The sequence below is a fragment of the Kitasatospora sp. NPDC057542 genome (assembly GCF_042801945.1).
Classification (GTDB): domain Bacteria; phylum Actinomycetota; class Actinomycetes; order Streptomycetales; family Streptomycetaceae; genus Kitasatospora.
Genome location: NZ_JBHVFE010000208.1, coordinates 1 through 14768, shown reverse-complemented (window position 1 = coordinate 14768; position 14768 = coordinate 1). Strand labels below are relative to the sequence as shown.

Annotated in this window: 14 protein-coding genes; 11 read left to right on the top strand and 3 right to left on the bottom strand. The window is 72.6% G+C overall.

Annotated features, from left to right (window positions below; all coding sequences use genetic code 11):
* Positions 1–274: 274 nt before the first annotated feature.
* The 3 genes from ACFU7Y_RS24505 to ACFU7Y_RS24495 all read left to right on the top strand — a co-directional run bounded on the left by ACFU7Y_RS24505 (position 275) and on the right by ACFU7Y_RS24495 (position 3708).
* Positions 275–1555, top strand: coding sequence for a glycosyltransferase family 39 protein (locus ACFU7Y_RS24505; protein ID WP_224280849.1), 1281 nt, complete (start codon positions 275–277; stop codon positions 1553–1555).
* A gap of 63 nt (positions 1556–1618) precedes the next feature.
* Entirely contained in the window at positions 1619–2110 is a 492-nt protein-coding gene (locus ACFU7Y_RS24500) for a MarR family winged helix-turn-helix transcriptional regulator (protein WP_224280848.1), read from the top strand.
* 155 nt (positions 2111–2265) lie between these two features.
* Complete coding sequence (locus ACFU7Y_RS24495) at positions 2266–3708, top strand: DHA2 family efflux MFS transporter permease subunit (RefSeq protein ID WP_224280847.1); 1443 nt, start codon at positions 2266–2268, stop codon at positions 3706–3708.
* A 72-nt stretch (positions 3709–3780) separates the two neighbouring features.
* On the opposite strand, the gene ACFU7Y_RS24490 is transcribed toward ACFU7Y_RS24495, so the two are convergent.
* On the bottom strand, positions 3781–4263 hold the full coding sequence (locus tag ACFU7Y_RS24490) for a hypothetical protein (protein ID WP_374119985.1): 483 nt from the start codon (positions 4261–4263) through the stop codon (positions 3781–3783).
* Positions 4264–4701: 438 nt separating this feature from the next.
* On the opposite strand from ACFU7Y_RS24490, the gene hemL reads away from it, so the two are divergent.
* The 7 genes from hemL to ACFU7Y_RS24455 all read left to right on the top strand — a co-directional run bounded on the left by hemL (position 4702) and on the right by ACFU7Y_RS24455 (position 11768).
* Entirely contained in the window at positions 4702–6030 is a 1329-nt protein-coding gene (gene hemL, locus ACFU7Y_RS24485) for a glutamate-1-semialdehyde 2,1-aminomutase (RefSeq protein ID WP_224280845.1), read from the top strand.
* Between the two features lie 74 nt (positions 6031–6104).
* The gene (locus ACFU7Y_RS24480) at positions 6105–6755 is read left to right on the top strand and encodes a histidine phosphatase family protein (RefSeq protein WP_224280854.1); all 651 of its coding nucleotides are present in this window, start codon (positions 6105–6107) and stop codon (positions 6753–6755) included.
* A gap of 143 nt (positions 6756–6898) precedes the next feature.
* Positions 6899–7516: a TlpA family protein disulfide reductase gene (locus tag ACFU7Y_RS24475; RefSeq protein WP_380769653.1), complete on the top strand. Its 618-nt coding sequence runs from the start codon at positions 6899–6901 to the stop codon at positions 7514–7516.
* A complete protein-coding gene (locus tag ACFU7Y_RS24470) occupies positions 7513–8286 on the top strand; it encodes a cytochrome c biogenesis CcdA family protein (RefSeq protein ID WP_224280843.1) in 774 nt (257 codons plus the stop codon). The genes ACFU7Y_RS24475 and ACFU7Y_RS24470 overlap by 4 nt, the downstream gene beginning before the upstream one ends.
* Positions 8287–8288: 2 nt before the next feature.
* Positions 8289–10046 carry a cytochrome c biogenesis protein ResB gene (locus ACFU7Y_RS24465; protein WP_380769652.1) on the top strand — a complete coding sequence of 586 codons (1758 nt, stop codon included), beginning with the start codon at positions 8289–8291 and terminating at the stop codon, positions 10044–10046.
* 3 nt (positions 10047–10049) lie between these two features.
* On the top strand, positions 10050–11240 hold the full coding sequence (ccsB, locus tag ACFU7Y_RS24460) for a c-type cytochrome biogenesis protein CcsB (RefSeq protein ID WP_224280841.1): 1191 nt from the start codon (positions 10050–10052) through the stop codon (positions 11238–11240).
* A gap of 141 nt (positions 11241–11381) precedes the next feature.
* The gene (locus ACFU7Y_RS24455; RefSeq protein WP_224280840.1) at positions 11382–11768 is read left to right on the top strand and encodes a hypothetical protein; all 387 of its coding nucleotides are present in this window, start codon (positions 11382–11384) and stop codon (positions 11766–11768) included.
* A 16-nt stretch (positions 11769–11784) separates the two neighbouring features.
* Here the strand turns inward: ACFU7Y_RS24455 and ACFU7Y_RS24450 are convergent, their stop codons facing one another.
* Positions 11785–12924, bottom strand: coding sequence for a ScbA/BarX family gamma-butyrolactone biosynthesis protein (locus tag ACFU7Y_RS24450; RefSeq protein WP_380769651.1), 1140 nt, complete (start codon positions 12922–12924; stop codon positions 11785–11787).
* 347 nt (positions 12925–13271) lie between these two features.
* Here ACFU7Y_RS24450 and ACFU7Y_RS24445 point away from each other — a divergent pair, with 347 nt between their 5' ends.
* Positions 13272–13916, top strand: a complete 645-nt coding sequence (locus tag ACFU7Y_RS24445; RefSeq protein WP_380769650.1) for a ScbR family autoregulator-binding transcription factor — start codon at positions 13272–13274, stop codon at positions 13914–13916.
* A 30-nt stretch (positions 13917–13946) separates the two neighbouring features.
* On the opposite strand, the gene ACFU7Y_RS24440 is transcribed toward ACFU7Y_RS24445, so the two are convergent.
* Positions 13947–14558, bottom strand: coding sequence for a ScbR family autoregulator-binding transcription factor (locus tag ACFU7Y_RS24440; RefSeq protein WP_380769649.1), 612 nt, complete (start codon positions 14556–14558; stop codon positions 13947–13949).
* Positions 14559–14768 lie beyond the last annotated feature (210 nt).

The following is a 14768-nucleotide window of genomic DNA, read 5'->3' as shown; positions in this document are numbered from 1 at the left end:
CAGGCCCCCGACCGGGCGGCGACGGCCGCGTTCACCGGGTACGGCGTCTCGACCGGCAGCAGCACCGGGCTCCCGCCCCGGGCTTCGCGACCGGTCGCTGCGCGCGGCTCGGACGCGGCGTGGCGGCGTGGTGTTCGGCACGGGCGGCACGGTGCCGGGCGCCGGTCCGGGGGCGCCAGGGGTTCTCGGTTCGGGGGCGTGCCGTAGGCTCACGGGAAAATCGTTGCGCCGGAGCCGCGCGGACCACGAGCGGGGCGGGGAGTACCCAGAGCAGATGAGCACGGCATCGAGCACCGAGTCGTCCAGCACCCAGTCCGAAGCGCCCGGCGCGGCACCGGCGGAGGCCTCCGAGGAACGGACGGGCCGGCGGCCCGGACGGTTCGGGGCGCTGGTGGACCGCTTCGCGCCCGCGCTGGGCGCGTACGCGGTGGTCAAGGCCATCGGCCTGACCGTCTTCATGCTGCTGCTCTCGCACACCGGCGACTACCTGAAGAAGCAGCCGGGCCGCGGCGGCGGTGCCAACGCCTGGGACGTGCTGGGCACCTGGGACGGCGTCTGGTACCAGCGGATCGCCGAGAACGGGTACAACCCGCAGCTGATCCCGCTGCACGGCTTCCCGCTGGCCACCTACTACGAGAACTCGGCCGCCTTCTTCCCGCTCTACCCCTGGCTGATGCGGCTGGTCGGCGCGGTCACCGGGCTCGGCCCGTACGGCTCCGGGATCGTCGTCTCGGTGCTCGCCTCGCTGGCCGCCGCGGCCGGGATCTTCGCGGTCGCCGAGCGGCTCGGCGGCTTCCGGGCGGGTGTGATCGCGGCGGTGCTCTGGGGGCTGTTCCCGGGCTCCGGCGTGGAGTGGGCGGTCTACTCGGACTCGCTGTTCGTCGCGCTGTCCGCCTGGGCGTGCTACTGCGTGATGACCCGCCGCTGGCTCGCGGCCGGCCTGCTGGCGCTGGTCGCGGGGCTCAACCGGCCGACCGCCGCCGCGCTGATCGCCGCCGTCTCGATAGCCGCGCTGGTCGCGCTGGTCCGCCGCACCGACGGGGTGGCCCGCCCGCTGACCGCGATGCTGATCACCCCCTGGGGTCTGATCGGCTACATCGCCTGGGTCGGCTGGAAGATGGGCGACTGGGGCGGCTACTTCAAGCTCCAGCAGGGCGCCTGGAACCGCTACTTCGACGGCGGCGCCTCCACCCTGCGCACGATCATGGACGTGATCACCGGCCACTGGGACTTCTGGCAGTCCAACCCCGTCCCGGACCTGATCGCGATCGCCCTCCTGATGGCCCTGCCCGGGCTGCTGGTGCTGCTCTGGCGCACCCGGCCGCCGCTGGTGCTGTGGGTCTACACCGCGCTCACCATCCTCACGGCGCTGAGCAGCAACCAGATCTTCGGCAACATCTCGCGCTACCTGCTGCCCGCCTTCCCGCTCTGCATCGGCCTGGCGGTGGCGCTGCGCCGGCTGCGGACCTCCTCGCTGGCCGGGCTGCTGGCGATGCCGGTCCTCGCGGCGGGCTGGTACGCGGGGTATGCGCTGTTCGAGTTGGGCATCCCGTAGACCCGGCGTTGGTTGGCAACGGGATCATCCGGCAGCAGACGGGCCGTTGCTAACCTCGGACGCATGACGACGACCCCGCCGCCCGTGCGCCAGATCCGCGACATCTCCGGGCTGATGGACCACGCGAGCCACGTGCTGGCCACCCGGATGGCGGCCGCCTTCACCGAGCTCGGGATCACCCCGCGCGCCTACTGCGTGCTGTTCCACGCGCAGGAGGCCGAGCGCACCCAGATCCAGCTGGCCGAGCTGGCGGACCTGGACAAGACGACCATGGTGGTCACCGTCGACGAGCTGGAGAAGGCGGGCCTGGCCGAGCGCCGCCCGTCCGCGACCGACCGGCGGGCCCGGATCGTCTCGGTCACCGAGGCGGGCGAGCAGGCCGTGGTGCAGGGCACCGCGATCGCCGACCGGGTGCACCGCGAGCTGCTGGAGTCGCTGCCCCGGGCCGAGCGCGAGGTGTTCGTCTCGGCCCTGACGCACCTGGTGGAGGGCCATCTCGCGGAGCCGGTCGAGGTCGAGCGCACCGTTCGCCGCGCCCGCCGCTCCCGGGGCTGACCCTCCCCGGCTGCTACTCGAAGGCCCTGCGCCGGCCTGCCGCGTCGGCCTCGAAGCGCGGATGTGCCCACCAGGTGTAGTCCTGAGATAGATAGTCCCTAACAAAACGATCTGATAGCGTCCTACCCGGTACTCGACGAACCGGGAGAATCGCCATGACCACGCACGCCCCGGCCGCGCCCGGGCCGGCTTCCGCAGCACCCGCCCGCTCCCGCGCCCTCGCCCTCGCGGTGCTCTGTGCGGGAATGCTGATGATCATCCTGGACGGCTCGATCGTCACCGTGGCGCTGCCCGCGATCCAGGACGACCTGCACTTCTCGCCCGCCGACCTCACCTGGACGGTCAACGCCTACCTGATCGCCTTCGGCGGCCTGCTCCTGCTGGCCGGCCGGCTCGGCGACCTGATCGGCCGCAAGCGGGTGTTCGTCGCCGGGCTCACCCTCTTCACCGCCGCCTCGCTGCTCTGCTCCCTCGCCACCGGGCAGGAGATGCTGATCGCCGCCCGTTTCCTCCAGGGCGTCGGCGGCGCGATGGCCTCCGCGGTCAGCCTCGGCATGATCGTCACGCTCTTCCCCGAGCCGGCCGGGCGCGGCCGGGCGATCGGTGCGTTCAGCTTCGTCGGCGCGGCCGGCGCCTCGATCGGCCAGGTCCTCGGCGGGGTGCTCACCGAGGCGCTCGGCTGGCACTGGATCTTCCTGATCAACCTGCCGCTGGGCCTGGCCGCCGTCCTGCTGTCCCTGCGGCTGCTGGAGTCCGACCGCGGCCCCGGCCTGCGCGCCGGCGCCGACGTCCTCGGCGCCGTGCTGATCACCGCGGCCCTGATGCTCGGCATCTACACGATCGTCGGCACCGGTGAGCACGGCTGGGCCTCGGCCCGCACCCTCGGCCTCGGAGCGCTCTCGCTCGTCCTGCTGGCCGGCTTCCTGCTCCGCCAGGCCAGGGCTGCCCAACCCCTGCTCCCGCTGCGGATGTTCCGCTCGCGCAACGTCTCCGGCGCCAACGCCGTGCAGGTGCTGATGGTCTCCGCGCTGTTCGCCTTCCAGATCCTGGTCGCGCTCTACCTGCAGAACGTCCGTGGTTACGGCGCCGCCGCCACCGGCCTCGCGATGCTCCCGGCCGCGCTCGCCATCGGCACCGTCTCGCTCACGCTCTCCGCCCGGCTGAACGCCCGCTTCGGCGAACGCCCGGTGCTGCTGGTCGGGCTGCTCCTGTTGGTCGCCGCCCTGGCGCTGCTGACCCGGCTGCCCGCGGACTCGCACTACGCCCTCGACCTGCTGCCCACCATGCTGCTCGCGGCCGGCTTCGGCCTGGCGATCTCGGCGCTCACCGTGCTCGGCATGTCGGGTGCCGGGCCGGCGGACGCGGGCACCGCCTCCGGGCTCTTCAACACCACGCAGCAGGTCGGCGGCGCGCTCGGGGTCGCCGTCCTCACCACCCTCGCCGACGGTCGCGCCGGAGCCCTCGCGGCCGCCGGGCAGCCTGCCGTCGAGGCCCTCACGGCCGGCTTCCGGCTCGCCTTCGCTGTGGCCGCGGGCCTGCTGACGGTGGCTCTGCTGCTCGCCGCCACCGTCCTGCGGCCGACCGGGCATCAAGACTGACGGATCGTCAACACGCCTCGCCCCGGCCGGCGTTGCGCCGCGCTCGGGGCGGAGGCGTTCGGGCCGCCGGTGTTACGGCCAGACCAGGCAGTACAGCTGGTGCCCGGCCTCGTGCAGCCGGTTGGCGAAGTCCTGCCACTCGTGCAGCATGCTGTAGATCACGAACGCGTCCCGCGGCCCGCGCCGGTCCGGCACGGTGGACCAGATGAAGGCGGCGGCGCCGAGCTCGGTCTCGTCGGCCTTGCGCAGCGGCTCGACGACGTTGTGGGGGAGCTGGACGACGGCGTAGTCGGGGTGCAGCACGACCAGCTCCAGCGGCGGCACCTGGTGCAGCGGGACGCCCTGGATGCCGGTGAGCACCATGGCGCTCATCGTCTCCGGTTTGATCTTGGTGGAGAGGTGGCCGGTGGGGGAGCCGCTGGTCTCCATGAGGTCGCCGAGCCGCCCCAGCGCGCCGAGCTCGCCGGCGTCCAGGCCGAGCCCTCCCGGGCCGAGGGCGGTGGGGACTCTGGCGGCCGTCGCGCGGTCCGGGGCTCCGAAGTACTTGTACGTCACCCCCACGCGTCCCTCACCCCGCCTCTCACCGCCGCGACGACCACGACCCGTCCCCGCTCCCGTACCCCCGCGTGCGGCCTCGGCGGGCCGGCGGGAGCCCCCCGTAGCCTCGTCGTAGCCGTCCTGCGCCTCGGACACTCGGACCATCCTCACCGGAATTCGCCGGAATCGACAGACCCCCGCACACCCGGCGCCCACCGGACGTGCTCCTTACCCGTCATGCGCCGCCGTACCCACTCGCGGTACGCGGCAGTCCTCTCCACACCCCTGCACACAGACCGGAGCGCCTGCGCACTCTGTGTACACAGTCTGACTGGTCCCCGGTCCGGTGCAGTCAGCGCCCCTGCTGTACGGACAACCGTACAGACAACGGTGCCCGGATCATCGTTCCAGATGATCGGGTCGGACATGCAGAGTGCGAGGACACGATTTGAGACCATGTCTTTTGTGAGCTACCCCTACGAAGCCCCCCAGTCCCAGTCGCTGTTCGACCGCGCCTCCGTGGTGACGCCCGGCGGCGTCAACTCCCCGGTGCGCGCCTTCCGCGCGGTCGGCGGCACGCCGCGCTTCATGGTGTCCGGCACCGGCCCCTACCTGACCGACGCCGACGGCCGCGAGTACGTCGACCTGGTGTGCTCGTGGGGCCCGATGATCCTCGGCCACGCGCACCCCGCGGTGATCGACGCCGTCCAGCAGGCCGTCTCCCGCGGTACCTCCTTCGGCACCCCCGGCCAGGGCGAGGTCGAGCTGGCCGAGGAGATCGTCGCCCGGGTCGCCCCGGTCGAGCAGGTCCGCCTGGTCTCCTCCGGTACCGAGGCCACCATGTCGGCGATCCGGCTGGCCCGCGGCTTCACCGGCCGGGCGAAGGTGGTCAAGTTCGCCGGCTGCTACCACGGTCACGTGGACGCGCTGCTGGCCGCCGCCGGTTCCGGCGTGGCCACCTTCGGCCTGCCGGACACCCCGGGCGTCACCGGCGCCCAGGCCGGCGACACCATCGTGCTGCCGTACAACGACCTGGCCGCCGTCGAGCAGGCCTTCGCCGCCCACCCGGGCGAGATCGCCTGTGTGATCACCGAGGCCTCGCCCGGCAACATGGGCGTCGTCCCGCCGCTGCCGGGCTTCAACGGCGGCCTGGCCCGGCTCTGCCGGGAGAACGGCGCGCTGTTCATCTCCGACGAGGTGATGACCGGCTTCCGCGTCTCCAGGGCCGGCTGGTACGGCCTGGAGGCCGCGAACGAGGGCTGGGCGCCGGACCTGCTGACCTTCGGCAAGGTCATGGGCGGCGGCTTCCCGGCCGCGGCCTTCGGTGGCCGCGCCGACGTGATGGCGCACCTGGCCCCGGCCGGCCCGGTCTACCAGGCGGGCACCCTGTCCGGGAACCCGATCGCCACCGCGGCCGGCCTGGCCCAGCTGCGCGGCTGCACCGACGAGGTGTACTCGACGGTGGACAAGGTCGCCGCCGAGGTCTCCGGCCTGGTCTCCGACGCGCTCGCCAAGGAGGGCGTGGCGCACCGGCTGCAGACCGCCGGGAACATGTTCTCGGTGTTCTTCACCGAGGCCCCGGTCACCGACTACGACGAGGCCAGGACCCAGGAGGCGTACCGTTTCACCGCCTTCTTCCACGCGATGCTGGCCGAGGGCGTCTACCTGCCGCCGTCCGCCTTCGAGTCCTGGTTCGTCTCGGCGGCCCACGACGAGCGGGCGATCGAGCGGATCGCCGCCGCCCTGCCGGCCGCCGCGCGCGCCGCTGCCGCCGCCACGGCCTGACCCGCCACGGCCCGAACCCGATTTCCAGGAGTAGTCGAGAAGTGAGCGCCAAAGAGATCACCGTCGTCCACGTGATGCGGCACGGCGAGGTGCACAACCCGGAGGGCATCCTGTACGGGCGCCTGCCGGACTACCACCTGTCCGAGCTGGGCCGGAAGATGGCCGACCGGGTCGCCGAGGACCTGGCCGAGCGGGACGTCACCCACGTGGTGGCCTCCCCGCTGGAGCGGGCCCAGGAGACCGCCGCGCCGATCGCCGAGGCGCACGGCCTCGACCTCGCGGTGGACGAGCGGCTGATCGAGGCGGAGAACATCTTCGAGGGCAAGACCTTCGGGGTCGGCGACGGTTCGCTGAGGAACCCGGGCTACTGGAAGTACCTCACCAACCCGTTCAAGCCCTCCTGGGGCGAGCCGTACCTCGACCAGGTGGTGCGGATGATGGGTGCGCTCGGTGCGGCCCGGGACGCCGCGCGCGGGCACGAGGCGGTCTGCGTCAGCCACCAGCTGCCGATCTGGATCCTGCGCTCCTTCGTCGAGCGCCGCCGGCTCTGGCACGACCCGCGCAACCGGCAGTGCTCGCTGGCCTCGCTGACCAGCTTCACCTTCGAGGGCGACAAGATCGTCTCGGTCGGCTACCGCGAGCCGGCCCGCGACCTGCTGCCCGCGCATCTGGTGGGCAAGGGGCGCAAGGGCGACAAGCCGGTGGGCAAGAGCTTCGGCGCCTAGTCCCCCATAAGCGGTACGTAAGTATGACTTCGGGTCACTTGGCAAACGCTGGGTGACCCGAAGTCGTCGCAGGTCAGAGCGGGTGCGACGCGCAAGGCAGGACCCCCCCGAACCTGCCCGGAACTCCATGCGAAACTTTTCACATGTCTGCCATGACGCGCCCCCGTCCCCGTGTCGCCGCAGCAGCCGTCGCCACCGTCGCCGCTGCCGCGCTCGCCCTCACCGGCTGTTCCTCCGCGGGCTCGTCGGGTAGCGGCGAGGGCCAGGTCGGCTTCGTCACGGTCAAGGGCACCAACCTGTCGAAGGCGGAGGCCGGCAAGCGCGGGGACGCGCCGGACATCTCGGGGGAGACACTGGAAGGCACCCCGGCCAAGCTTTCCGACTACCGGGGCAAGGTCGTCGTGCTGAACGTCTGGGGCTCCTGGTGCGGCCCGTGCCGGGCCGAGGCGAAGAGCCTCCAGGACGTCTCGGAGAAGTACAAGGACCAGGGCGTCCAGTTCCTCGGCATCAACACCCGGGACACCGAGAAGCAGAACGCCGTCCGCTTCGAGCAGGAGCAGGGCGTCACCTACCCGAGCCTCTTCGACCCGGCCGGCACCCAGCTGCTCAAGTTCCCCAAGGGCAGCCTCAACCCGCAGTCCATCCCGACCACCCTGATCATCGACCGGGACGGCAAGCTGGCCGCCCGCGCCGTCGGCGGCACCACCGAGGACGCGCTGGAGTCGATCCTCCAGCCGGTGGTCGCGGAGCAGAAGCAGTGAGTCTGCCGCAGCAGCTCGCCGACGCCACCTCGACCGTTCAGAGCGGCGCGCTGCTGGCCGCCGCCCCGGTCGCGCTGGTGGCGGGGCTGGTGTCGTTCTTCTCGCCGTGCGTGCTGCCGCTGGTCCCCGGCTACCTGTCGTACGTGACAGGCTTCTCCGCCGCCGACCTCGCGGACGCCCGCGGCTCGCGGCGCGGCCGGATGCTGCTCGGCGTGGTGCTGTTCATCCTCGGCTTCACCGCGGTGTTCGTCTCCACGGGCGCCCTGTTCGGCTACTTCGGCCAGGAGCTCCAGGACTACAAGCGGGTCATCAGCATCGTGCTGGGCTCGCTCACCGTGGTGATGGGCCTGGCGTTCATGGGCCTGGTGCCCGGGCTGAGCATGCGCGAGGTCCGCTCGCACCGCCGTCCGGCGGTCGGCCTGCTGGGCGCCCCGATGCTCGGGGTGGTGTTCGGCGTCGGCTGGACCCCGTGCATGGGCCCGACCCTGACCGCCGTGCAGAACCTGGCCCTCAACCAGGCCGACGCCCAGCGTGGCGCGCTGCTGACCACCTTCTACTGCCTGGGCCTCGGCGTACCGTTCATCCTGGCCGCGGTGGCCTTCCGTCGGGCGCTGGGCGCCTTCGGCTGGGTCAAGCGGCACTACCCGCTCGTCATGAGGATCGGCGGCGGCATGCTCGTCGCGGTCGGTCTGCTGCTCGTCACCGGGATCTGGGACTCGATGATGAGCCAGCTGCAGTCCTGGACCGCCGACTTCCAGATCGGAATCTGACCGTGAGCAACACCACGACCGAGACCGAGCAGCCCCCGGCGCCGGACGACAGCGCCGCCGAGCGGCTCAGCACCGCGCCGGTCGAGTCCGAGGGCCCGACCGGCATAGGGGCGTTCGGCTGGGCGCGCTGGATGTGGCGCCAGCTGACCTCGATGCGGGTCGCCCTGATCCTGCTCTTCCTGCTGTCGCTGGCCGCCATCCCCGGCTCGCTGATCCCGCAGTACCAGAACGGCCAGGGCCAGCTGAAGGTCGAGGCCTGGAAGACGCAGCACTCCACGGTCGCGCCGATCTACGAGAAGCTCCAGCTGTTCGACGTCTACAGCTCGGTCTGGTTCTCCGCGATCTACATCCTGCTGTTCGTCTCACTGGCCGGCTGCATCGTCCCGCGCACCTGGCAGTTCGTCGGCGTGCTGCGCTCCCAGCCGCCGGCCGCGCCGCGCAACCTGACCCGGATGCCGGTGCACGCGGCCTGGCGCACCGAGGCGGACGCCGACAAGGTGAACGCCGCCGCGCACCGGCTGCTGCGCAAGCGCGGCTTCCGGGCCCACCTGTCCGGCGGCGCGGTGGCGGCCGAGAAGGGCTACCTGCGCGAGGTCGGCAACCTGCTGTTCCACCTGTCGCTGTTCGCGCTGCTCGGCGGTTTCGCCTGGGCCAGCCTGGCCTCGGGCACGGGCGGCAAGCTGATGGTCCAGGGCGAGGGCTACTCCAACACCATCACCCAGCTCGACGACTTCAACGGCACCCGGTTCTACGGCAGCCAGGACCTCGACCCCTTCTACCTGAAGCTGGACAGCTTCACCTCGAAGTTCCAGACCAAGGGCGACCAGATCGGCGCCGCCCGGCAGTTCACCGCGAACGTCGAGTACTACGAGGGCAGCGACGAGTCGAAGCTGAAGAAGTCGACGATCGAGGTCAACCACCCGCTGGAGATCGGCGGCAGCAAGGTCTACCTGATCGGCCACGGCTACGCCCCGGTCGTCACCGTCAAGAACGGCAAGGGCGACGTCGTCTACCGGGGCGCCGTCCCGTTCCTGCCGCAGGACGGCAACCTGACCTCCACCGGAGTCGTGAAGGTCTCCGACTACGGCGTGGGCCCCGACGGCAACAAGACCCAGATGGGCTTCTCCGGCTTCTTCCTGCCGACGGCGCCGCTGAGCTTCGAGGGCACCGGCCCGCGCTCGCTGTTCCCCGGTGACGCCGACCCCGAGCTGGTGCTGAACGCCTTCGCGGGCGACCTCGGCACCGACTCCGGCCTGCCGCAGAACGTCTACCAGCTCAACACCCGCAAGCTCACCCAGCTGACCCAGGACGGCCAGCCGGCCAAGGCCCGGCTCAAGCCCGGCCAGGCCTGGGAGCTGCCCGACGGCTACGGCTCGGTGACCTTCGAGGGCTACAAGCAGTGGGCCAGCTTCAACGTCTCGCACCGCCCGGGCAACTCGATCGCCCTGGCCGGCGGGGTGCTGGCGATCCTCGGCCTGATCGGCTCGCTGTTCATCCAGCGCCGCCGGATCTGGGTGCGGGCGGTCGCCCTGCCGGGCGGCGGCACCCAGGTGGAGCTGGCAGGTCTGGCCCGCAGCGAGTCGGCGAAGATCGCCGAGGAACTCGCCGAACTCGCGGTCGACCTCCAGGACGACGCCCCGGCGTCGGAGGACGAGGACGACAACGCCGAAACGGACGTACCCGAGGAGGCCGGGGCCCCCACAGCCCCGGAGACGTCCTCGGACCCCGAAGTCCCTGCCGACCAGAACTCCAAGGAGTAGACGGTGCAACTCGCCTCGGCGGTCGACCCCCAGCTGGCCGACCTCTCCAACAAACTGATCTATTCGGCGATGGTGGTCTACACCCTCGCCATGTTCGCCCACATGATCGAGTGGACCTTCGGCAGCCGGGGCGCCGTCGCCGTCCGCTCGACGGAGCAGTCGGTCAGCCTGGCCGAGACCGTCGCCGCCGCGGACACCAAGGCCGCCAAGAAGGTCACCGTCACCGTGGCGGGGGCCGGCGGCGGCACCACGACGCTCACCCGCACCGCGGTCGCGGGCGAGGGCGCGACGGTGGTCACCAGCGGGCGCGGCGCGGACGAGGAGGACGGCCCGGGCGCGGCCGGCACCAACGAGAAGGCCGACCTGGCCGGCCGGATCGCCGTCTCGCTCACCGTGCTGGCGCTGCTGCTGCACGGCGGCGGCATCGTCGCCCGCGGCCTGTCGGTCTCCCGCTGGCCGTGGGGCAACATGTACGAGTTCTCCTGCGCCTTCGCCTTCGCGATGACGGGCGCGTACCTGGTGCTGCTGGGCGCGAAGAAGAAGGTCCGCTGGCTCGGCCTGCCGGTCGTCCTCGCGGTGCTGCTGACCCTGGGCATCGCCACCACGGTGCTGTACACCGACTCCGAGCAGCTCGTCCCGGCGCTGCACTCGCCGTGGCTGGCGATCCACGTCTCCACCGCGATCTTCTGCGGCGGGGCGTTCTACGCGGCGTTCATCGCCACGCTGCTGTACCTGTTCCAGGACTCGTACCGCAAGCGGGTCGACGCCGGTAAGTACGACTTCCTGCGGCCCGGGGCGGTGCGGTCGCACGACGGCCAGAAGTACTCCCAGGTCCGGATCCTGATGGCCCGCGTCCGGGTGTCGGTCTGCAACCGCCTGCCCGCCGCGTCGACCTTCGACAAGCTGTCCTACCGGGTCAACGCCCTGGTCTTCCCGCTCTGGACCTTCACCATCATCGCGGGCGCGATCTGGGCCGAGGCGGCCTGGGGCAAGTACTGGGAGTGGGACCCGAAGGAGACCTGGTCGTTCATCACCTGGGTCGCCTACGCCTGCTACCTGCACGCCCGTGCGACGGCCGGCTGGAAGGGCCGCAAGGCCGCCTACCTGGCGCTGGCGGCGTTCGCCTGCTGGCTCTTCAACTACTACGGCGTGAACATCTTCGTCACCGGAAAGCACTCCTACGCGGGGATCTGACCGGGGCACACAGTCACCCACCGGCCCGGCTCTCTCCCACAGGTAGCCGGGCCGAGGTGCAACAGGGGTAGTGCGTGCCGGCCGCCGGTCGGTGCGAGAGGGAATTGAGGAGGAAATCGCGCAATGGAGTGCGACGAGGTCATGCTGACCGTCCGAATCACCGCCGCCGAGCGCATGCTGCTCCGCAGGCTCGCCCAGGGACACCGGAGCGACGTGTCCGAGGTGGTGTCCGACGCGCTGCTGGACATCATCCCCACGCTCAGCGCGCCGGGGGACGCCTACCGGCTGCTGGAGGCGCTGGCGATGCCCGCGCCGTGCGCCCTGACGGTCTGGTTGCCGACCCCGCTGGCCGACCTGCTGGTGCCCGGCGCGGCCCGGATCGCGCAGATCACCGACGTCCGGGTCGAGTCGGCCAGCGCCGCCCTGGGCGCGGCGCTGCGGCTCTGGCTGGCCCAGGACCCGGCCCGGCTGGCGACCAACCTCAGCGTGATGCACGCGGGCCGGCCGGCCGCCCTGGTGGCCGCCTGACGGGTCCGGGCGTGCCTCAGCTCGCCAGCGGCAGCCGGGTGCCGCCGAGGCCCGGCGCGGCGGGGCGGCCGTCGTAGGCGTCCCGCCGCACCGGCACCGCCGGGCCCTCGGCCGGCCCGTCCACCGGCGCGGTGAGCAGCCGGCACTCGGCCGCCGTCCGGCCGTCCTGGACCAGCTGGACCCGAACCGGCAGCCGTCCGTCCGCCGCGGCGGGGTCGGCGGCCGGTTCGGGGACCGCCCGGACGAAGCAGGGCCGGTCCAGTTCGATGTAGTGGTCGAAGGAGGTCACCAGCTCGACCGGCACCACCGGCTCGGGGTGGCGCAGCCGCTGGGCGGCCTGCCGGGCGGCCTCCAGCACCAGCATCCCGGGCACGTGGTCCAGCTCGTGGTCGAACAGCACCGGATGGGTGGCGTCGGTGCGCAGCAGCCAGGTGTCCGGTGCCAGGGTCGGGCTGAGCACCACGTCGGCGGGCTGCGCGCGGCCGACCAGCTCGGGTGCGGCGGGCGCCGGCGGCCGTGGTGGGACGGTGCGCCGCGCGGGGCCGCGCAGCCGGGCGTACGAGGCGGGGGAGAGCACCCGCAGCTGGCCGGTGCCGCGGCCGATCGGCAGGCCGTCCCGGGTGACGTCGACGCTCACCCGCAGCGAGACCAGCTCGCCGTGCCGGATCCGGACGTCCTCGCAGCCGACGGCCAGCATCAGCGAGGCGGGGCCGGTGGTGACGGCCAGACCCGGCAGCCCGGGCTCGTCGAGCGCGTAGGAGAGGTCCTCCATCACGAAGTGGTGTCCGCGAGGCACGCCGAACCCGGCGTGGCCGACCAGCAGCCCGGCCTGCCGGATCGTTTCGGCGAGCAGCACCGGGTCGTGGTAGCGGTCCCCGGGCAGCCGGTAGAAGCCGTGCAGCCGGGGCCACTGGGCGCCGAGCAGGAAGTCGTACGGGCCGGTGGCCTGCCAGCCGGTGAGGAACACCTCGGACACCGAGGCGCGGTGCACCAGGTGCCGGGAGACCGTCCGGTCGTGGAAGTCGTAACCGGTCGCGGGGCCGCCATGGAGGTCGTAGCCGCTCGCGGGGCCGCCGTGGAAGTCGAAGCCGCCACCGCCGCCCGGGCCGGGGTGGGCGTACGGGCCGTGCGGGTCCGGCTCTACGATCGATGGCATGACTGGCCCCCGCTTCAGGGTGTCGGTCGGAGCGGCCGCCACGGCCGTCCAAACAAAACATACATACCACCCGGTTTGTCTTCGGCGACTGGGGGTGCCCGGGCCGCACTCTCCGGTCCGGGCAGCTACCTGCCCCGTGGGCTGGGGGAATGCCCGTTCGGGAGGCTTCGGACCATGGGCGGGGGGCCGTCCCCGCTGGACGGCGGGGGCGAAGCAGGCGCTAGATTAGATACCAACCATGCGGTTTCGGAAGGTGCCGTCCGCATGCGAGAGCCGCCCCGCAGGGGGCGCGCCGACAGCAGCCGGGTGGGGCGGGGATCGCGCCCGGCCGAGTCCGGAGGGGGCCAGTGGTCAAGCAGGAACGGGCTGGGCGGACCCGGCAGGCCGTACTGCTCGCCGCCGCGGAGACCTTCGCGCAGGTGGGCTTCGAGGCCGCCAGCCTGGTCGACATCAGCCGCCGGGCCGGGGTGAGCAAGGGGGCCCTGTACTTCCACTTCGTGTCCAAGCAGGCCCTCGCCGACGGGGTGCGCTGCGCCTCCGGGCGGGAGGTCGGCTCGGCCGCGCTGCGCGCGCTGCGGGCCGACGGCCCTGCGCTCCAGGGCCTGATCGACTTCTCGCACGAGCTGGCCCGGATGCTGCGTGAGGACGTGGTGGTGCGAGCCGGCGTCCGGCTCGGCCGCCAGGGCCCGCGCCGGGACGGCGCCCCGGAGGTGCCGGACGGCCGGCCCGCTCCGGTGGCCCCCGACACCGCATGGCGAAGCCTCACCGCCGTCGTCCACCGCCTGCTGGACCGCGCCGCCGAGGCCGGCGAGCTGTGCCCCGGGGTGGACCGGCGGGCCGCCGCCGAGCTGCTCACCGCGGTGGCGGCCGGTCAGGTGCTGCTCGCCGGCGAGGAGACCGGCCGGCCCGGGCCGGAGGCCGTGAGCAGGCTCTGGACGGCCGCGCTGCCGGCCCTGGTGGCGCAGGAGCGCCGGGCCGGCTACCGGGTCTGATCCGAGGCCACCGTCAGGCCCGGCCGTGACTCAGGCCCGTTCGGCGACGCTCAGCCGGGCGAGCGCGTGCGGCTGGACCAGGCCCGGCAGCAGCAGCGTCCAGAGGTCCGACATCCGCTGGATCAGGTCCTGCCGGTCGGCCAGCACCTGGGAGCTCAGCTGGATGCCGGTGACGGCCCCGGTGATCACCCCGGAGGCCGCCGTCACGTCGACCCCGGGGTGGAGGTCGCCGGCCTCCCGGGCCCGCTCCAGCAGCTCGCGGACCAGGTCCATCCAGCCCTGGTAGGCCGCGAGCTGCGGCTGGGTGAAGCTGCCGTGCTCGATCGTCAGCCGGATGCTGCCGCGCACCAGCGGATCGGTCCGGAGCGCGCGGGCGAAGGCGTACCCGAGGTCGATCAGGTTCTGCACCGGGCTGTCCGAAGCCGGTGTCCAGCCGGAGATCCAGGCGCCCTGCCCCTCGATGACGGCGAGCGCCAGCTCCTCCTTGGAGCGGAAGTGGAAGTACAGCGCGCCCTTGGTGACGCCGGCGCGGTCCAGGATCTCGGACATCGTGGCGGCGGCGTAGCCCCGCTCGTCGAACACCTCGGCCGCCGCGACGAGTACCGCCTGTCGGGTCGCCAGCGCGCGGGCCTGCCTGGCCATCGCAGCCTCCCTGGAAAGTTCTGGTCTCGGCAGCGGCCGATCCTACGGGGGCGGACGGGGCGGCGGACGCATGGCGTCCAGTAGGTATCCTACCGAGCCCGCCGCGGGCCCCACCGGCCCGGGCGACCACGGGGGAGCAGCGTCGGCGCGGCCCCGGGAACCCCCGGCGAGGCCCCGGGAAACGCCCGACGGCCGGCCACCCCGTTCGGG